This is a genomic window from Flavobacterium sp. LC2016-01 (assembly GCF_009711135.1).
In the GTDB taxonomy this organism is placed as follows: domain Bacteria; phylum Bacteroidota; class Bacteroidia; order Flavobacteriales; family Flavobacteriaceae; genus Flavobacterium.
In genome coordinates, this window is sequence record NZ_WMIC01000011.1 from 54,822 (window position 1) to 74,255 (window position 19,434).

Here is a 19,434-nt window from a genome sequence, read left to right on the forward strand (position 1 = left end):
ATATTTCGCGCTATTAATTAAAATTAAAAATCATGAAAAAAACGCTTATTTTTTTATCGCTTCTATTCATTCAATTTGTTAATAGTCAAGAACTGGCTTTAGTCAAAAAAAATTCAAAAATTGGATATATTTCCAAAGACGGATCTTTTAAAATTGAACCGCAGTATAAATCGGCCAGAAGTTTTTCTGAAGGTTTGGCTGCTGTAGAAAACAACGGAAAATGGGGTTTTATTGATGCAAAAGGAAACTGGATTATTCCAGCCGATTTTAAAGATGCAAAGGATTTTAACAGTGGCATTGCCATTGTACAAAAAGACAAAGATTGGGTTTATATTAATACAAAAGGCGAAATTCAAAAAGCGCCTGCATCTGATAAATTATTTGATTTTAATGATGGTGTTGCTTTCATCAGACAAAACAACAAAGTGGGTTTGATCAACAACAAAATGACTGTTGTTTTAGAGCCAAAATACGATCAGATCAAATCTTTTGAAAATGGTTTTGCTAGAGTCGAAAACAATAAAAAATGGGGAATTATTAATACCGCTGGCAAGGAATTAGTAGAACCTGTATACGACGAAATAGGAGGCTATTTTAAAAATACAACTTGGGCTAGAAAAGATAAAACTTTCGGACTTGTAAGCGCTGGAAAATTTATTCCGGTTGACGGTGCCGAAAAAATCTGGGATTTCGAAACTCAGGATTTGACATTTGCCAAAAAGAACGGGAAAATTGGCTATATTGATTTAAAAGGAAATTGGGTAATTCTACCTATATATGATAAAGGAAAAGCATTCTCAAAAAACCTGGCTCCGGTTTTAGTTGGAAAAAAATGGGGATTCATCAATCCAGAAGGAAAATTTGTAATTGAACCAACTTACAGCGATGCTGAAGTTTTCAGTTCAAACGGATTGGCTCCTGTAAAAGAAAACAATTGGGGATTTATTAATGAATCTGGAAAAATAATAATCCCAACACAATACGGCATTACTGCAAATGCTATTATTGCTATGTTTACGCAACAGGATAAAGGATTTATTGATGGTGTTGCAAGAGTAAAAAATGAAGGAAAATGGGGTTTTCTTAAACCAGACGGAACAGTTTTAAGCAATCAATGGTTTGAAAATGCTGAACTATTTTCGAAATCAGAAAAAAATCAGGCAGCTGAAGTTGTGGCAGAAAAACCTAAAGAAGAAACCAAACCAGCAAAAACTGCAGCAAAACCGGTAAAAAAACCAATCAGCAAGAAAAAATAATATTTATCCCCAATAAATAAAAATCTACAGAAATGAAATTGCCAATAATAAATTATTGCATTAGCAAAACCATTATAAAAGGCAATACCATTTATGACCTATTAAAAATAAAATCTACATAAATGAAATGTGTATTAGTAACAGGCGGTTCAAGAGGAATTGGAAGTGCTGTTTGTAAAAAACTAGCCGTTGAATCTGATTATCATATTCTGATTAATTATCATTCCAACCAAACTGCTGCCGAAGAAACACTTCAGGAAATTCAGAAATTAGGTGCAACCGGAGAAATTCTGGGTTTTGATGTTTCTAATTTTGAACAAGTACAAACGGTTTTAACAAAATGGCAAGAAGCCAATCCTGAAGCGATTGTTGAAGCAATTGTAAACAATGCCGGAATTACAAAAGACGGTCTGTTTATGTGGATGACTCCCGAAGACTGGAATGGCGTTGTAAATACAAGTTTGAACGGATTTTTTAATGTAACGCAGTTTTTTATTCAAAAAATGCTGCGCAATAAATATGGCCGAATCGTCAATATGGTATCTGTTTCAGGAGTTAAAGGAACCGCCGGACAAACCAATTATTCGGCTGCAAAAGGTGCCATTGTTGCGGCTACAAAAGCTTTGGCTCAAGAAGTGGCAAAACGAAATATTACGGTTAATGCTGTTGCACCAGGCTTTATCAGAACTGATATGACAAGTCAGTTGGATGAAAAAGAATTATTAAAATTAATTCCGGTAAATCGTTTTGGCGAAGCCGAAGAAGTTGCTGATTTGGTAAGCTTTTTGATTTCTAAAAAAGCAAGTTATATTACAGGAGAAATTATTAACATAAACGGCGGAATATATTCTTAAAGAATACTATGTTTGCGAAGCTTGTTTTAAGTTTTTTATTTAACAACGAAAATTAGTCACAAAGTCGCAGAGTCGCAAAGTTTTATTTAAAAGACTTAAAAAAGAAAATACTCTGCGACTTTGCGAGATTAAAAAAATTACACTTTAAGGATAAAAAAATTACTTTGAAAGACCATGAATAAGAGAGTTGTAATTACTGGAATGGGAATTTATTCTTGTATCGGAACTTCTTTAGACGAAGTAAAGGAATCATTATACAATGGAAAATCAGGTATTCAATTTGATTCTGACCGAAAAGAATTTGGTTTCCAGTCGGCTTTGACCGGAATGGTTCCAAAAGCCGATTTAAAAAATTTATTGACACGCAGACAGCGTATGAGCATTGGTGAAGAAACCGAATATGCTTATATGGCTACTATCGAAGCATTGAAAAATGCGAATATCGACGAAGCTTTTTTTGAAACTCGCGAAGTTGGAATTATGTATGGAAACGACAGTGTTTCTAAAGCAATTATTGATGCAACAGATATTGTCCGTGAGAAAAAAGATACAGCATTAATTGGTTCTGGAGCGATTTTCAAATCAATGAATTCAACGGTAACGATGAATCTTTCGACAATTTTTAAATTACGCGGCATCAACTTAACTGTCAGTGCGGCTTGTGCGAGCGGTTCTCATTCTATAGGATTGGCTTACTTTTTAATAAAAGGCGGTTTTCAGGATATCATTATTACAGGCGGTGCTCAGGAAATCAACAAATATGCTATGAGCAGTTTTGACGGTTTAGGTGTTTTTTCTAACAGAGAAAGCGATCCTGAAAAAGCGTCAAGACCTTTTGACAAAGACCGCGACGGATTAATTCCGAGCGGTGGCGGCGCAACTTTAATTTTAGAAAGTTACGAATCTGCAATTGCAAGAGGCGCGAATATTATTGCTGAAGTTTCGGGTTACGGATTTTCATCAAATGGCGGACATATTTCAACTCCAAATGTCGAAGGACCAGCCACAGCCATGCAGCGCGCACTGGAAGATGCAAAATTAAAGGCATCAGATATTGAATATATAAATGCCCACGCAACCTCAACTCCTGTTGGTGATGCAAACGAAGCCAAGGCAATCTTTGAAGTTTTTGGCGAAAAAAATCCGCCGGTAAGTTCTACAAAATCAATGACAGGCCACGAATGCTGGATGGCCGGAGCAAGTGAAATCATCTATTCTATCATAATGATGCAGAATGATTTCATCGCACCAAACATCAATTTAGAAAATCCAGATGAAGATGCGGTTAAATTAAATTTGATCAAAACTACTTTAAACAAAAAATTTGACATATTTTTGTCCAATTCTTTCGGTTTCGGAGGAACCAACTCTGCGTTGGTGGTTAAAAAGTTTAAATTGAACAATGAATAAAGAAGAGATTATAACGAAAATTAATGGTTTTTTGGTTGATGAGTTTGAAGTAGATAATGATGAAATTGAACCAGATGCTAATTTAAAAGATACACTTGGGTTAGACAGTTTAGATTATGTTGATTTAGTAGTTTCTATTGAAGCTAACTTTGGTGTAAAACTGGTTGAAGCTGATTTCGTTGGTATCGCAACTTTTCAGAACTTCTATGACCTTATTGAAACCAAACTAAAAGCTAAAGCTGCTTAATGAGTCAATGGGATGGCAAATCAAAAGGTACAGTTTTAGGCTATAGAATATTCGTTTTTTTAATACAAAAAGCGGGTGTCAAGTCTGCTTATGTCTTACTTTATTTTGTTGCTTCTTATTATTTTCTGTTTCTAAAGAAAAGCAATAAGGCTATTTCTTACTATTTCAGAGAAAGACTTCGATATTCTTATTTTCAGTCAAAAAAAATGGTCTTCAAAAGTTATTATACTTTTGGACAGACTATTATTGATAAAATTTCTATTTCTGCTGGACTGCGAAATAAATTCACCTATGAATTTGACGGAATTGAAATTCTGAAAAAACTTTTGGCTGAAAAAAAAGGCGGTGTCTTAATAAGCGCGCACGTTGGAAATTTTGAAATCGCCGAACACTTTTTTGGTGACATTGATCTTGATTTTCAAATCAATCTTGTAACAACCGATTTGGAACATTCGGCAATTAAGCATTATCTGGAAAGTGTTACGCAAAAATCTGCCGTAAAATTTATCATCATCAAAGACGATTTGTCTCATATTTTCGAAATCAATGCGGCTTTGGCCAATAATGAATTGGTTTGTTTTACCGGCGACCGCTATTTTGAAGGAACCAAATCACTTTCTGAAGAAATTCTTGGCAAAGAAGCCAACTTTCCTGCGGGCCCATTTTTAATAGCTTCCCGATTAAAAGTTCCTGTTGTTTTTGTATACGTAATGAAAGAACCAAATCTTCATTATCATTTATACGCCAGAGAAGCGACCGTAAAACACCGCGACGAAAAAGGTTTATTGAAAGAATATGTGAAAAGTGTTGAAAGTATTCTGCAGAAATATCCGTTGCAGTGGTTCAATTATTTTGATTTTTGGAATCAGCTTAAATAAATGGCACACAGATTTTACAGATTAAACAGATTTACACTTAATTAAATTCTTTCTGCTTTCTTTTTTTAAACCTTCTGTTTCAAACAAAAAGAAAATCTGCGCAGACCAGTTTTATCCGTAAAATCAGCGGGCCAAAACATTCCATTAAACAAGAAAATTCTTTTAAAATAATTTACTTATTTTTGTTCGCAACCAAAGTAAGTAAACCCAAATGAAAAATGTTCTCGTTATTTATTATTCCCAATCTGGACAATTGGAATCGATTGCTCGCAACATTGCAAAACCGTTTCTAAATTCAGAAGAAATCAATGTCGTTTTTCATGAAATACAATTAGAAAAACCGTTTCCTTTTCCTTGGAATAAAACTACTTTTTTTGACGCTTTTCCCGAATCTTTTCTACAAATTCCAACTGTCTTAAAACCCGTTCCGGATGATATTCTAAACACAAAATTTGATCTTGTTTTACTGCATTATCAGGTTTGGTATTTAACGCCTTCAATTCCGATGAACTCTTTTCTAAAAAGTGCTGACGGTAAAAATATTCTAAACAATACTCCCGTTATTACTATAAATGGTTCGCGAAATATGTGGATCATGGCACAGGAAAAAGTAAAAGTTTTATTAAAAGAAGCCAATGCAAAACTGGTTGGAAATGTAGCTTTAGTAGACCGCGTTGGAAATTTAATCAGCGTAATTACGATTGTAAACTGGATGTTTTCTGGAGTAAAGAAAAGATATTTAGGATTTTTCCCGTTACCTGGCGTTTCTGAAAAAGACATTCAGGAATCTGATCAGTTTGGAGAAGTGATGCTTACACAATTCAAACAAAACAAATTAGAAGATTTACAGCCAAAATTAGCTGAAATTGGAGCCGTAAAAATCAGTCCGTATTTAGTGACCGTTGACAAAACCGCTAACAAAATCTTTGATAAATGGTCTAATTTCATTCATAAAAACCAAAAAAAGAGAAAACTGCTTCTTAAATTATTTTATGTTTATTTATTCCTTGCTATATGGTTAATCTCGCCAATAGTATATATATTGCACGTTATTAGCTACCCATTTAAGATTAAAACTATAAAAAAAGAAACTCAATATTATCAGGGAGTTTAGAAGAGGAGAAAATTATATTATGTTTGACGTATATATTACCAAAGCCGCAAAATATTTGCCAAATGAAGCTGTTTCAAATGATGAAATGGAGAATTATTTAGGGCTCATAAACGACACTGCCTCAAAAGCAAGACGTATTATTTTGCGCAATAATAAAATTACAAGCCGATATTATGCCGTAGACAAAAATGGCATAAGCACGCATACTAATGCCGAACTGACAAAAAATGCAGTTTCGCAGCTGTTTGATGGCAACTTTTCGGCTCAAGATATGGAAGTTCTTTCCTGCGGAACGTCATCGCCTGATGTTTTTGCGCCTTCGCATGCCGCAATGGTTCATGGTTTATTAAAAAATAAATCGGTTGAATTGAACTCTTCTTCTGGAATTTGTTGTTCTGGAATGAATGCTTTGAAGTATGGTTATCTTTCTGTAAAATCTGGAAATTCACAAAATGCTGTCTGTACAGGATCTGAAAAAGTTTCAACCTGGCTTTCGGCACAACAATACAATCGAGAAATTATCAACTTAAAAAATCTGGAAGAACAGCCCATTATTGCTTTCAAAAAAGATTTTTTACGTTGGATGTTATCTGACGGTGCCGGAGCTTTTTTATTAGAAAATAAACCTTCTGGTGCTATTTCTCTAAAAATCGAATGGATGGAAGCGTATTCGTATGCATTCGAATTAGAAACCTGCATGTATGCCGGTGGAGACAAACTAGAAAACGGAGAAATAAAACCATGGAGTGATTACAAGCCTGAACAATTACTAAACGAATCTATTCTAGCTGTAAAACAGGATGTAAAATTATTGGACGAATTTATTTTGCCAAAAGGTGTACAAAGTATGAGCGATGCCATGGCAAAACACAATGTTACGGCCGATGATATTGACTATTTTTTACCACACGTTTCTTCTCACTTTTTTGTTGATGGACTTAATAAAGGTTTAATAGAAAAAGGGATTGATATTGCCGATGAAAAATGGTTTATGAATCTTTTGAGAGTTGGAAATGTTGGATCGGCTTCGATTTATATTGCCGTTGAAGAATTAATAAATTCTGGAAAATTAAAAAAAGGCGATCGCATTTTATTATCTGTTCCGGAAAGTGGAAGATTTTCATTTGCTTACGCTTATTTAACTGTCTGCTAAATGAATGCTTCAATCCTTTTAGAAAAAGAAGCTGTAGAAAATCTGCTTCCGCAAAAGTTCCCTTTTGTAATGGTAGACCGTATGTTTTCTTATTCTGAAACCGAATTGACCTCGGGTTTAAACATTCAAAAAGAGAATATTTTTTTAGAAGAAAATACTTTTTTAGAAGCCGGCTTAATCGAACATATGGCACAGTCTGTTGCTTTGCATACTGGTTATCAGTTTTTTTTGAAAAATGAAATTGCACCAACCGGATATATTGGTTCAATTAAAGAAATTGAAATTAAAAAACTCCCAAAAATCAACGATACGATTCAATCGAATGTTACGATTTTACAGGAATTTGCCGGCGTAACTTTAGTCGATATTGTGACTTTTTTAAATGATGAAGAAATTGCAAGCGGACAAATGAAAACCGTTTTAGCAAAATAATAGGATGATGAAAGTTGGAATCGACATACAAAATTATTTACCGCACCGCGCTCCAATGCTAATGGTCGATTTGATTTTGGAAATTGATGCCACTTCTGTTGAAACCGAATTTTTAATTAAAGAAGACAATATTTTTGTTGATAAAGGCATTTTAATTGAAGCTGGTTTAATTGAAAATACAGCACAAACCTGTTCGTCAATTGTTGGAAAAAAATACTTTTTTGAGGAAGACGGAACGGAAAACGAAAACGTAAATGTTATTGGTTTTATCAGCGCCTTAAAGAATTTAAAAATACATGAACTGCCAAAAGTTGGCAATACTATTACAACCAAAGCAACTTTGGTTTCAAAATTTGTTGGCGACGATTATACTTTGTGTACAATGAATTGCGCAAGTTTATTCGAGGGCAAAATACTATTAGAATGCGAAATTAATTTGTTTATTCAAAAGACGATTTCGGCAACAACATAATCCTACTCGAAAATAAATCCCGTCATGGAAAAAGAAAATGTACCTCAGCACGATGGAAATTTAAGCAAAAAAAATCTCAAAGAATTGGTTTATGCTACCGATGAAAACGGCAATTATACAACCGCTTTAAGTACGGGCTGGGAACCAAAAGCGATTGCACTTTCGAACGCCATCGACGATATAAAAGAACGTGCGGAAGAAGCAAAACTAAAAGTTCAGATTGGAGAATTAAGCCCGATTTGTTATTTTATGGAACTCAATAAAATGGATTTAACGATTCTTGCCGGTTATGTCGAAATGTGGAAATGGCGCGTAAAAAGACATTTTAAACCTTCCGTTTTTGCCAAACTAAACGACAAAACTTTACAAAAATATGCCGACGCTTTTGACATTTCAATCGCCGAATTAAAAAACTTTAAAACAGATTAATGCAAGTTACTTTTACACATCATCAATCTGCTCATTGTGAAAACGGAGTAGCTTCAAACCTCTTAAAAAACAGCGGACTCAATATCAGCGAACCGATGGTTTTCGGAATTGGTTCGGGACTTTTTTTCGTGTATTTGCCATTTTTAAAAGTAAATCATGCGCCAGCAATTAGTTATAGAACTTTGCCTGGACATATTTTTAATAAAGTCGCCAATCGTTTAAATCTAAAAATAAAAAGACAAAAATTTTCTTCTGTTGCCAATGCAAATAAAGCTTTAGAAGAAAATCTAAAAAATAATATTCCGACCGGACTTCAAGTTGGCGTGTATCATTTAAGTTATTTTCCTGATGAATATCGCTTTCATTTCAACGCGCACAATTTAGTCGTTTACGGCAAAACCGAAACTGATTATTTGATCAGTGATCCGGTGATGGAAACCGTTACGACTTTGACACATGAGGAAATGGATAAAGTGCGTTTTGCCAAAGGTGCGTTTGCTCCGCGAGGCCAAATGTATTATCCAATTCAGATTCCGTCAACTGTTGATTTAAAAAGTGCCATTATAAAAGGAATCAAAAATACCTGTCGCGATATGCTAGCGCCAATGCCAATTGTAGGCGTTCGCGGAATCAAAATGGTTTCACGTCAAATTCGAAAATGGCCTAAAAAACACGGTGTCAGAAAAGCCAATCATTATCTGGCGCAAATGGTTAGAATGCAGGAAGAAATTGGAACCGGAGGAGGAGGTTTCCGATTTATTTACGCCGCATTTTTACAAGAAGCTTCGATTGTTTTAGGGAATGAAGAACTAAAAAATCTTTCAAAAGAAATGACTCAGATTGGAGATTCATGGCGCGATTTTGCCGTTGAAGCTTCCCGAATTTATAAAAACAGAAGTGCCAAAGAAGACGCTTACAACGCGATTGCAGATGAACTTTTGGACATTGCGAATCGCGAAGAAATCTTTTTCAAAAAACTAAAAAAAGCAATCAGCTAATTATATTTTGAATCCCATTATAAAAATAGAATCCCTTTCGAAAAAGTACAAAGATGCCGATCAGTTTTCTTTGAACGATGTTTCGTTGGAGATAAACGAAGGCCAAATTTTCGGATTATTAGGTCCGAATGGTGCCGGAAAAACCACCTTAATTTCAATGCTCTGCGGATTGATCAAACCAACTTCAGGACATTTTTCAATTGATGATTTAGACTATCACAATCATTCATCCAAAATCAAAAAAATCATTGGCGTTGTTCCTCAGGAATATGCTTTGTATCCAACGTTGACAGCACGAGAAAATCTGCATTATTTTGGAAGCATGTACGGTTTGAAAGGTTCGGATTTGAAAGATAAAGTAATCGAAACTTTAGATCTTTTGGGTTTATTGAAATTCGCCGATAAACAAATTCATACTTTTTCTGGCGGAATGAAACGCCGAGTCAATTTAATTGCCGGAATTCTGCACAACCCTAAAGTTTTGTTTTTGGATGAACCGACTGTTGGCGTTGACGTTCAGTCGAAAAACGCCATTTTGGATTATCTAAAAATCTTAAATCAAAACGGAACTACGATTATTTATACTTCACATCACTTGGCTGAAGCCGAAGATTTCTGCACGAATATTGCCATTTTGGACCGAGGCAAAATTTATGCAAAAGGAACGCCTTCAACCTTAATTGAAACGACAGAAAATGCCAGAAATCTCGAAGATGTTTTTATTTCATTAACCGGTAAAGACTTGCGAGATGCTATATAAAATTTGGATGTCGATAGTAAAAGAATTTCTTTTATTAAAAAGAGATTTAGGCGGTTTGATTATTTTATTTATCATGCCGTTGGTTTTGGTTATCACCGTTACCGTAATTCAGGACAGCACTTTTAAAACGGTAAGCGACACTAAAATTCCCATTTTATTGGTTGATTATGACAGAGGTTCTGTTTCGAAAACGGTCTTTGATAATTTAGAAAAAAACCAATTATTTACCGTTATAACTCAAATTGACAACAAACCGATTACCGAAGAAGTTGCCCGAGAAAATGTATACAAAGGAAAATTTCAGTTGGCCATCGTAATTCCGAAAAACCTAAGCGATGATTTGCAAGCCAAAGTCGATCAGAATGTCGAAAACATTGTGAGCAAAATGGGTTTTACAGACAGCGTTGCAAAACCGGAAAAACCAAAAGTTATCACGCAAAAAGAAGTAAAATTATATTTTGATCCGGCGGTGCAGCTGAGTTTCAAAAATTCGGTCATGAATGCGATTGACAAAATGATTTCGCAAATCGAAACCAAATCGATTTACACGACTTTTCAAAATCAGTTAGGCGAAGAAAACACCAAATTCGACCAAACGAGTTTTATTACGTTCAAAGAAATAATTCCGAAAATAAACAATAAAGAAGTTTTGCCAAATTCGGTACAGCACAATGTTCCGGCCTGGACGCTTTTTGCCATATTTTTTATTGTGATTCCGCTTTCCATCAACATTGTAAAAGAAAAATCGCAGGGGACTTTTGTGCGTTTATTGACTAATCCAACTTCTAATTTAATTGTCATTATTGGCAAAACCATTACGTATTCTGTCATTTGCATGATTCAGTTTTATATGATGGTTGCCGTTGCGATTTTCCTGTTTCCGCATATTGGTTTACCTCCGCTAAATATCGAAGGCCATTTATTTTTGATGAGTGTTGTCGCTTTATTTTCAGGTTTTGCCGCCATCGGATTCGGAATTTTATTAGGAACTGTTGCGAATACTCAGGAACAATCTGCTCCGTTTGGTGCGACAAGTGTTATTATTTTAGCCGCTATTGGAGGCGTTTGGGTCCCTGTTTTTGTGATGCCAAAAATGATGCAGATCATTGCAAAATCTTCACCTATGAATTGGGGTTTAGAAGCATTTTATGATGTTTTACTGCGCAATGTTTCTTTCGTCGAAATCATTCCAAAAATAAGTTTGTTATTTTTGTTCTTTATAATCACCACTTCCATTGCCTTATTTTATGACAAAAAGAAAAGAACAGTATAACGAAGCCTCAGACTTAACCGTTTCACACGAAATCAGAATTCGTTTTAACGAAACTGATCCGCTGGGAATTGTTTGGCACGGCCATTATATTACCTATTTTGAAGACGGTCGCGAAGCCTTTGGACGCCAACACGGACTTACGTATTTGGACATTGCAAAAACGGGTTACACGACTCCAATTGTAAAATCAAAATGCGAACATAAATTGTCTTTGCGCTACGGCGATGTTGTAACAATCGAAACCACAGTTGTCGAAACTCCGGCTGCGAAAATTATTTACCGTTTTAAAATTATCGATGCTCAGGGCGAAATTGCCTGTACGGGAGAAACTGTTCAAGTTTTTTTAGACAAAGAAGGGAATTTAATGCTGACAAATCCTCCTTTTTATGAGGAATGGAAAAGGAAAGTTGGGTTATTAAAATAATCAAAATTATACAAATTAATATCCCAAAAATTTTAGATATTTTGAATACTAAAAAAGAAATAATAGCAAAAGGATATGTATTAAATTCCGTTTTAGCAATAGTAGTTTTTACTGCTATTCCATTTTTTATTTTTTATAATTTTTCTAGTGAACTACTTCATTGGGAGAAATTTAATTCGAATGTGTTATCAACTATTATCTTTTTTATATCCATTTTTATCGCTTTTTTAACTTGGATTAACCTTTTTGACAATGGCGCATCATTAAAAATCAACAATAAAGGTATTTGGATAAGAAAATCAATCTTGCCATTTTCTCCTTTGAAATTTTTGGATTGGAATCAGATTAAATTTGTTGAATTAAGTACAATAAAGGGAAATAAAGGAGGAAAAACAACGGTTTTAGTCATTCATAGAAATGACTCAAAAACAAAAACAATAGATTTAGATAGTTTGGATTATCCAACGGAAGAAATAATAGCAATAGTTCGGGAGTTTTCTAATTTTCTAAACTATAGAGACAGAATGGAAGTTAGACAATAAGAATAATAAATCTGCCTAAATCTATAAAATCTGCGTGCCATAAACCGCACAGAAATAAATCATAAAATGTCAAAAGAAATATACATCACAGAAACGAATTGTATCACGCCTTTAGGTTTTGATGTTGAAACGAACATCGAAGCGATTTTGCGAGGTGATTCAGGAATTCAGCTTCACAATGATATTTCTTTGATGCCCAATTCATTTTATGCTGCGATTATTTCTGATGAAAAAATAAACAGCGCTTTTGCAAAAATCAGCGCTGAAACAAAATATTCCCGTTTAGAGAAAATGATGATTTTGGCTTTAGAGCCGATTGTCAAAAAATCTGGAATTGAATTCAATTCAAAAACTGCTTTTATACTTTCGACAACAAAAGGAAATGTGACGGCTTTAAAAGAGCATTCAGAAGAAAATTTTAATAATGCACATTTAGATGTTTTAGCCAAAAACGTTGCCAATTTCTTCGGATTTACAACGCAGCCAATTGTAGTTTCAAATGCCTGCGTTTCCGGAATTTTAGCTGTTTCTGTTGCCAAAAGAATGATTCAATCGGAACTTTATGACAATGTTTTTGTCGTGGCTGGCGATGAAATTTCAGAATTTGTTTTGTCTGGATTTAATGCTTTTCAGGCGATGAGCGAATTGCCTTGTAAACCCTATTCTAAAAACAGAACCGGAGTAAGTTTGGGCGAAGCAACCGCTGCAGTTTTAGTTTCGGCGGAAGCCAAAAACGCAAAAATAAAAGTAATCGGTGACAGCTCTATAAACGACGCCAATCATATTTCCGGACCTTCAAGAACAGGCGAAGGTTTGTTCAGAAGTATTCAAAATGCTTTAAAAGAAGCAAAAATTGAAGCCCATAAATTAGATTATATTTCAGCCCACGGAACCGCAACTCCATTCAACGACGAAATGGAAGCGATTGCTTTAAACCGATTGGATTTACAAAATGTTCCCATCAATAGTTTGAAAGGCTTTTATGGTCATACTTTAGGTGCTTCGGGATTATTGGAAACAGTAATTGCGATTGAATCGGCGAATCGAAATATGCTTTTTGAATCGAAAGGTTTTGATGAAATTGGAGTTAGTGAAGCTGTAAATGTTATTGAAAAAAATGAACAGAGAAATATTGAGTTTTTCTTGAAAACAGCTTCTGGATTTGGAGGTTGTAATACGGCTATTGTTTTTGAAACGATAAAATAAACTTGAACTATTAGAAATTTTCGAACAGTTCAAAATCCAACTTGTAAAGAAAATTCACAAGTTTAAAATGATCAAAATTTATAGAATTTATGAGTGATCAAATTGCAAGTTTAAAAAAATATATTGAAAGTAATCTTGATGAAAGCGGAGATTTTTGGGAATATATAATACGACATGATGTTATAGATTTCATTAGTAATTTAGATCAAAAAGACAGCGAAAATTTCTCCATCGAAATCTTAAATTGGAATGAGAATATTCTTTATCGATTAGCTGATGAAATTCTTTTTAGCAAAAATGAATATATAGATAAGGATTATCTTTATTGTTTTATATTTTTAAAAACTTATGACACGGAATATCTAGATTATTTATCACAGAATTTATTTTCTTGTTTTAATGATTTAAATTTAGAAAAAATCCCTTTAGACTTCTTCTTACAGATGAAAGAGAAAATAGAGCGTTTTTACATTATAAAAAATGGAAAAGAAAATGTCAATGATTTCACTAGATCATTAAATGATATTATTAATCAAAAAATGAAAAAGATTTAAAATCACTTATTCAGTATAGATTTTTATACTAATTAAAGTAATGATGGACAAAACCTACATACAATCCTACATCACCATCCAAAACAACGAAATTGTTTTGAACGGAACTTCTGTATTCAAAATTGAACCAACCGATTTTGCTGATTTCTCCAAACAAGCATTGCGTAATTTTGAAATCCAATATCCAAAGTTTTTCAAAATGGATGCTTTGAGCAAATTGGCTTTTTTAGGATCAGAATTGCTTTTGAGTCCGATTATTTCATCTGAAGAAGAAAATAATATCGCTTTGGTTTTGGCGAATAAATCGTCGAGTTTAGATACCGATGTAAAATATCAGGAATCGATTTCTGATAAAGAAAATTATTATCCAAGTCCGGCGGTTTTTGTTTATACGTTGCCAAATATTTGTTTGGGCGAAATAAGTATCCGTCATCAGCTGAAAAGTGAGAATTCTTTCTTTATATTTGATGCTTTCAACGCCGAATTTATGTCGAATTATTCGAATATCTTATTGAATTCAGATAAAGCAGATAAGGTTCTTTGTGGCTGGGTCGAGTATTTTAACGACAATTACAAAGCTTTTCTTTGTGTAATAAGCAAGGAAGAAAATGAGAAATATACACACGAAAATATCAATACATTATACAATAAATAATCATGGAAGCATTAAAAGAAGAATTAAAAAATAAAATTATAACGACTTTAAACTTAGAAGATATCGCAATCGAAGACATTGCAGATAACGATCCTTTGTTTGGAGACGGTTTAGGTTTAGACTCGATTGATGCACTTGAATTAATCGTGATTCTTGATAAAGATTACGGAATTAAACTGGTTGACCCGAAAGAAGGAAAATCAATTTTCCAGTCGATTGAAACTATGGCGGCGTATATTAACGCTAACAGAACTAAATAGACTTGCTTAGACTTCTTAGATTTTTAGACTTGTTTAGACAAGAATAAAATTCAAGAAATCTAAGAAGTCTAAGTCTGTCTAAAAATCTAAGAAGTCTAAAATAAAGTCTAAAATGAAAGGTGTCGCAATAACGGGAATGGGAATTATCTCTTCGATTGGAAATTCAGTCGAAGAAAATTATATTTCCCTAATCGAAAATAAAATCGGTATTTCCAGAATTGAAAATATTCCGACGGTTCATGCCGATATAATCAAAGTTGGTGAAATCAAAAAAACCAATGAAGAATTAATTTCCGAATTACAGCTTTCAGAAAATAATAATTTCTCGAGAACGGCGATGATTGGTACTTTGGCAGCCAAACAAGCAGTTGAAAATGCTGGAATTACCTCAATCAACGAATTTAGAACCGGACTTATTTCGGCGACAAGCGTTGGCGGCATGGACATGACCGAGAAACATTATTACGATTATTTCGAAAAACCGGAATTGGTAAAATATATCACTTGTCACGATGGCGGCGATGTAGCTGAAAAAATTGCTTCAGAACTTGGTTTAAAAGGAATGGTTACCACAATCAGTACGGCTTGTTCTTCGGCAGCAAATTCCATTATGCTGGGCGCACGTTTGATAAAATCTGGAAAATTAGATCGCGTAATTGTGGGCGGAACTGATGCTTTGGCAAAATTCACCATCAACGGCTTTAAAACTTTAATGATTTTATCTGACGATTATAATAAACCTTTTGATAATAACAGAAAAGGATTAAATCTTGGTGAAGCTGCTGCTTTTTTGGTTTTAGAATCGGATGAAATTGTAGAAAAACAAAATAAAAAAGTTTTAGCTAGAGTTTCAGGTTACGGAAATGCAAATGATGCTTTTCACCAAACGGCTTCTTCAGAAAATGGCGACGGTGCTTATTTGGCCATGAAAAAAGCCTTTGAAGTTTCGGGTTTAAAACCTTCTGAAATTGATTATATCAACGTTCACGGAACTGCAACGCCAAACAATGATTTATCTGAAGGAAGAGCTTTGCTGCGAATTTATGAAGATGAAAAAGTGCCGGATTTCAGTTCCACAAAACCTTTTACAGGTCATACTTTAGCGGCAGCAGCGGCGATTGAAGCTGTTTATAGTGTTTTGGCCATTCAAAATAGTGTGGTTTATCCAAATTTAAATTTTGAAGTTCCAATGGAAGAATTTGAATTGAAACCGCAGAGAACTTTAAAAATGAAAAATATCGAACACGTTTTATCCAATTCTTTTGGTTTTGGCGGAAATTGTTCCACCCTTATATTTTCTAAAAGCTAATGACAAAAAAGACATATATAAATGGAGTAGGCTGTATTTCGACTCAAAAAACATTTGATACTGTTTTTTTAGAAGAAGCTGTTATCAATAATGCTGAAAATGTTTTGTCGATCGTTTCTCCGATTTACAAAGATTATATTTCTCCTGCCGCGATTCGCCGAATGGCAAAAGGAGTAAAAAACGGAATCGTTGCTTCGGCTTTGGCGATGAAAGATGCTAATGTCGAAAATGTGGACGCCATTATTACCGGAACCGGTTTGGGCTGTATCGAGGATTCTGAAAAATTCCTGAAAAACATTCTGGACAATAATGAAGAATTTTTAACGCCAACATCCTTTATTCAGTCCACACACAATACCGTTGGCGCTCAAATTGCGCTGACATTGCAATGCAAAGGTTATAATTTTACGTATGTAAACGGAGCAGTTTCTTTTGAATCGGCCCTTTTAGATGCTAAAATGCAGATTGAAGAAAACGAAGCCAATTCAATTTTAGTGGGCGGCGTTGACGAAAATGGAGACTATACGTTATCACTTTTTAAACTCGCAGGACGAATTAAAAAAGAAACTGATCTTCCTTCTGAAATTTTAAATGCAAATTCCAGCGGTGTTATTTACGGCGAAGGCGCTAGTTTTTTTGTTTTGGAAAATGAAAAAAAAGCCAATACATATGCAGAAATTCTCGATGTTGAAATTGTAAATACATTGGAAGAAAATGAAATTGAATCTGCTTTAATTTCATTTCTAAAAGCAAATAATTTACAAATTTCAAATCTTGATGCTGTGGTTTTAGGTTTTGACGGAAACTCAGATTCTGATTTTTATTATACAAATTTAAGTGAAAATGCTTTCGCAGAAACGCCTCAATTGTATTACAAACACTTAAGCGGAGAATATGATACGGCTTCGGCTTTTGCTTTGTGGATGGCTTCAAAAATTATAAAAACTCAGGAAATTCCGGAAATCATCAAAGTAAATTCGGTTACAAAACCAGCTTACAATACCATTTTATTGTACAATCAGGTCAATGGAAAAAATCATAGTTTTACGTTGCTTTCAAAATGATAACGCATAGAAACATATCCATTTTTTTTATTTTTTTGTTGCTCGTATTGTTTCTCTTGAGTCTTTATACTGCAATTAATTTTTGGTGGTTTGTTTTCATTGTTTTAATCTGGATCGGAATAAATGCGTTTGGTTCTGCCCGAATTTCTTCCAATTATCATGTAAAAGCGTTCTGTAATAATCCTTCGGAAACAGAAAAAAAAATGGCGCTAACTTTTGATGACGGTCCGAGTGAATTTACTTTAGAAGTGTTGGAATTACTGAAAAAATACAATGCCAAAGCGACTTTCTTCTGCATTGGAAAAAACATTGAAAAGCATCCGGAAATTCTCCAAAAAATAATTTCAGAAGGGCATTTAGTCGGAAATCATTCTTATTCTCATTCTAAATTTTTCGATTTTTATCATGAAGACAAAGTAGTTGATGAACTTCGCAAAACCGATCAATTGCTGGAAAAATTCACCTCCAAAAAAATAAACTTTTTTCGCCCTCCTTACGGAGTTACGACGCCATCGATTCGAAGAGCTTTAAAAGTTACCGGACACAAAGTTATTGGCTGGAATATTCGTTCTCTTGACGGCGGAATAAAAAATCAGGATTTGATTTTAAGCCGAATTAAAAAACGCGTTTCTCCCGGCGGAATTGTACTTTTGCACGATACTGCTCCACACTCTGTTTTGGTATTGGAACAGTTTTTGCAATTTTTACAGCAAAACAATTATGAAGTGGTTTCTGTTGAAGAGTTACTGAACCTTAATGCTTATGAAATTGAACGCGGATAAAACGGATTCGCTCAAGCGAAAACGCTGAAAAAAACGGATTTTATTATAAATCTGTGTAAATCATTTATCCCGATAGCTATCGGGAGTAGCAAAAAAAATTAAGCACAATTTTTGACAAAATATGAAAACTAAAATAGCACTCCTGATTTTATTTATTTCAAGCAATATCTTTGCTCAGGAACAAAAAATGACCGATGCCGAAATTGAATCTTTCAAACAAGATGTAAATGTAGTTTCGAAAAAAATCAAAACTTTAAGTACTGATTTTGTTCAGTACAAACATTTAGATTTTTTGTCGAAAGACATTGAAACTTCGGGAAAAATGTTTTTTAAAGAACCTGCATTATTGTCCTGGCAATATAAAAAACCATACAATTACAGCATTGTTTTCAAGAACGGGAAAATCCTGATTAACGACGAAGGAAAGAAAAGTGCGGTTGATATTGGCAACAGTAAAATCTTCGCAAGAATTAATAAATTAATTGTGGGAAGTGTGAGCGGCAATATGTTTGACGACAAAGAATTTACGATTTCGTATTTTAAACTGAAAGGTCAGAATCTGGCGAAATTTGTTCCGAAAGATGCAACGCTGAAAAAATACATCAAACAAATTGAACTGACTTTCGATAAAGAAGAAGCAACTGTGGTTCAGGTAAAATTATTAGAATCATCTGAAGATTATACCCGAATTGTACTTAAAAATAAAGTGATCAATGCAAAAATCGACGATTCAGTTTTTACTAATTAATTGTATTCTTGCAATTATTTTGGTTTCCTGTGGCTCGGTCACAAAAAATTATACGCCTAAAAAATTAGACAAAACAGCGATTGAAGTTCCGTATTTCGCGGACTCCAAAACCGATTATGTTTATAAAACTAATATCACAGTTTACGGTCATGAAATGTCTGGAATTTTCATCGCCAAGAAAATAAATGACACCACGCATCGTGTCGTTTTTACAACTGAATTTGGTAACAAATTGTTAGATTTTGAAATTTCAGAAAAGACTTTTAAAGTCAATTCAATCGTATCAGAATTAGATCGAAAAATTTTGATCAATACTTTAGAAGAAGATTTTAGAATTCTTCTTAAAAAAGAGTATCTAATTCAGGAACAATTCGAAAATGAAAATTTTGACATTTATAAATCGGCAGACGGAGCTCGCGATAACTATCTTTTCTTCTCCAAAAAAGATCAAAAATTAGAAAAAGTAATCCGTTCTTCGAAGTCAAAAGAAAAAATAACAATTACTTTTACTTTAGAAAACGATAAATTTGCTGAAAAAGTCGTCATTTTACATCAGAATATAAAATTGAAAATTGAACTGAATTATTTTAAATCAGAGTAAAAATATAAACCAA

General features: G+C 33.9%; 24 protein-coding genes. All 24 read left to right on the forward strand.

Going from position 1 to position 19,434, the window contains the following annotated elements; all coding sequences use genetic code 11:
* The first annotated feature begins 32 nt into the window (after positions 1–32).
* The 24 genes from GKZ88_RS19580 (at position 33) to GKZ88_RS19695 (ending at position 19,421) form a co-directional block, all read left to right on the forward strand.
* A complete protein-coding gene (locus GKZ88_RS19580; RefSeq protein ID WP_155104007.1) occupies positions 33–1,256 on the forward strand; it encodes a WG repeat-containing protein in 1,224 nt (407 codons plus the stop codon).
* Positions 1,257–1,378: 122 nt separating this feature from the next.
* A complete protein-coding gene (gene fabG / locus GKZ88_RS19585; protein ID WP_155104008.1) occupies positions 1,379–2,110 on the forward strand; it encodes a 3-oxoacyl-ACP reductase FabG in 732 nt (243 codons plus the stop codon).
* A gap of 174 nt (positions 2,111–2,284) precedes the next feature.
* Entirely contained in the window at positions 2,285–3,520 is a 1,236-nt protein-coding gene (locus tag GKZ88_RS19590) for a beta-ketoacyl-[acyl-carrier-protein] synthase family protein (RefSeq protein WP_155104009.1), read from the forward strand.
* Positions 3,513–3,767 (forward strand): phosphopantetheine-binding protein, encoded by a 255-nt coding sequence (locus GKZ88_RS19595; protein WP_155104010.1) that lies wholly within the window; start codon positions 3,513–3,515, stop codon positions 3,765–3,767. Before GKZ88_RS19590 ends, GKZ88_RS19595 begins: the two co-directional genes overlap by 8 nt.
* Positions 3,767–4,645: a lipid A biosynthesis acyltransferase gene (locus GKZ88_RS19600; protein WP_155104011.1), complete on the forward strand. Its 879-nt coding sequence runs from the start codon at positions 3,767–3,769 to the stop codon at positions 4,643–4,645. The genes GKZ88_RS19595 and GKZ88_RS19600 overlap by 1 nt, the downstream gene beginning before the upstream one ends.
* Before the next feature lie 211 nt (positions 4,646–4,856).
* A complete protein-coding gene (locus GKZ88_RS19605; RefSeq protein ID WP_155104012.1) occupies positions 4,857–5,759 on the forward strand; it encodes a dialkylrecorsinol condensing enzyme DarA in 903 nt (300 codons plus the stop codon).
* 19 nt (positions 5,760–5,778) lie between these two features.
* Complete coding sequence (locus tag GKZ88_RS19610; protein WP_155104013.1) at positions 5,779–6,912, forward strand: beta-ketoacyl-ACP synthase III; 1,134 nt, start codon at positions 5,779–5,781, stop codon at positions 6,910–6,912.
* On the forward strand, positions 6,913–7,344 hold the full coding sequence (locus tag GKZ88_RS19615) for a hypothetical protein (protein ID WP_155104014.1): 432 nt from the start codon (positions 6,913–6,915) through the stop codon (positions 7,342–7,344). It abuts the gene before it with no gap.
* A 7-nt stretch (positions 7,345–7,351) separates the two neighbouring features.
* Positions 7,352–7,816: an ABC transporter permease gene (locus GKZ88_RS19620; RefSeq protein WP_155104119.1), complete on the forward strand. Its 465-nt coding sequence runs from the start codon at positions 7,352–7,354 to the stop codon at positions 7,814–7,816.
* Positions 7,817–7,840: 24 nt separating this feature from the next.
* Positions 7,841–8,245 carry a hypothetical protein gene (locus GKZ88_RS19625; protein ID WP_155104015.1) on the forward strand — a complete coding sequence of 135 codons (405 nt, stop codon included), beginning with the start codon at positions 7,841–7,843 and terminating at the stop codon, positions 8,243–8,245.
* Positions 8,245–9,243 (forward strand): BtrH N-terminal domain-containing protein, encoded by a 999-nt coding sequence (locus GKZ88_RS19630; protein WP_155104016.1) that lies wholly within the window; start codon positions 8,245–8,247, stop codon positions 9,241–9,243. Before GKZ88_RS19625 ends, GKZ88_RS19630 begins: the two co-directional genes overlap by 1 nt.
* Positions 9,244–9,250: 7 nt before the next feature.
* Positions 9,251–10,003, forward strand: a complete 753-nt coding sequence (locus GKZ88_RS19635; protein ID WP_155104017.1) for an ABC transporter ATP-binding protein — start codon at positions 9,251–9,253, stop codon at positions 10,001–10,003.
* Positions 9,993–11,276, forward strand: a complete 1,284-nt coding sequence (locus GKZ88_RS19640) for an ABC transporter permease (RefSeq protein WP_196216502.1) — start codon at positions 9,993–9,995, stop codon at positions 11,274–11,276. The genes GKZ88_RS19635 and GKZ88_RS19640 overlap by 11 nt, the downstream gene beginning before the upstream one ends.
* Positions 11,251–11,700 carry an acyl-CoA thioesterase gene (locus GKZ88_RS19645; RefSeq protein ID WP_155104019.1) on the forward strand — a complete coding sequence of 150 codons (450 nt, stop codon included), beginning with the start codon at positions 11,251–11,253 and terminating at the stop codon, positions 11,698–11,700. Before GKZ88_RS19640 ends, GKZ88_RS19645 begins: the two co-directional genes overlap by 26 nt.
* A complete protein-coding gene (locus GKZ88_RS19650) occupies positions 11,670–12,242 on the forward strand; it encodes a hypothetical protein (RefSeq protein ID WP_155104020.1) in 573 nt (190 codons plus the stop codon). Before GKZ88_RS19645 ends, GKZ88_RS19650 begins: the two co-directional genes overlap by 31 nt.
* 66 nt (positions 12,243–12,308) lie before the next feature.
* Positions 12,309–13,448, forward strand: a complete 1,140-nt coding sequence (locus GKZ88_RS19655) for a beta-ketoacyl synthase N-terminal-like domain-containing protein (protein ID WP_155104021.1) — start codon at positions 12,309–12,311, stop codon at positions 13,446–13,448.
* An 89-nt stretch (positions 13,449–13,537) separates the two neighbouring features.
* Positions 13,538–14,002: a hypothetical protein gene (locus GKZ88_RS19660; RefSeq protein ID WP_155104022.1), complete on the forward strand. Its 465-nt coding sequence runs from the start codon at positions 13,538–13,540 to the stop codon at positions 14,000–14,002.
* A 43-nt stretch (positions 14,003–14,045) separates the two neighbouring features.
* Entirely contained in the window at positions 14,046–14,657 is a 612-nt protein-coding gene (locus GKZ88_RS19665; RefSeq protein ID WP_196216504.1) for a 3-oxoacyl-ACP synthase, read from the forward strand.
* A gap of 2 nt (positions 14,658–14,659) precedes the next feature.
* On the forward strand, positions 14,660–14,917 hold the full coding sequence (locus tag GKZ88_RS19670) for a phosphopantetheine-binding protein (protein ID WP_155104024.1): 258 nt from the start codon (positions 14,660–14,662) through the stop codon (positions 14,915–14,917).
* A 112-nt stretch (positions 14,918–15,029) separates the two neighbouring features.
* The gene (locus tag GKZ88_RS19675; protein ID WP_155104025.1) at positions 15,030–16,226 is read left to right on the forward strand and encodes a beta-ketoacyl-[acyl-carrier-protein] synthase family protein; all 1,197 of its coding nucleotides are present in this window, start codon (positions 15,030–15,032) and stop codon (positions 16,224–16,226) included.
* Positions 16,226–17,290: a beta-ketoacyl synthase N-terminal-like domain-containing protein gene (locus GKZ88_RS19680; RefSeq protein WP_155104026.1), complete on the forward strand. Its 1,065-nt coding sequence runs from the start codon at positions 16,226–16,228 to the stop codon at positions 17,288–17,290. The genes GKZ88_RS19675 and GKZ88_RS19680 overlap by 1 nt, the downstream gene beginning before the upstream one ends.
* Positions 17,291–17,346: 56 nt before the next feature.
* The gene (locus GKZ88_RS19685; RefSeq protein ID WP_230392565.1) at positions 17,347–18,072 is read left to right on the forward strand and encodes a polysaccharide deacetylase family protein; all 726 of its coding nucleotides are present in this window, start codon (positions 17,347–17,349) and stop codon (positions 18,070–18,072) included.
* A gap of 121 nt (positions 18,073–18,193) precedes the next feature.
* Complete coding sequence (locus GKZ88_RS19690; protein WP_155104028.1) at positions 18,194–18,820, forward strand: outer membrane lipoprotein carrier protein LolA; 627 nt, start codon at positions 18,194–18,196, stop codon at positions 18,818–18,820.
* Positions 18,786–19,421, forward strand: a complete 636-nt coding sequence (locus GKZ88_RS19695; RefSeq protein ID WP_155104029.1) for a hypothetical protein — start codon at positions 18,786–18,788, stop codon at positions 19,419–19,421. Before GKZ88_RS19690 ends, GKZ88_RS19695 begins: the two co-directional genes overlap by 35 nt.
* Positions 19,422–19,434: the final 13 nt, after the last annotated feature.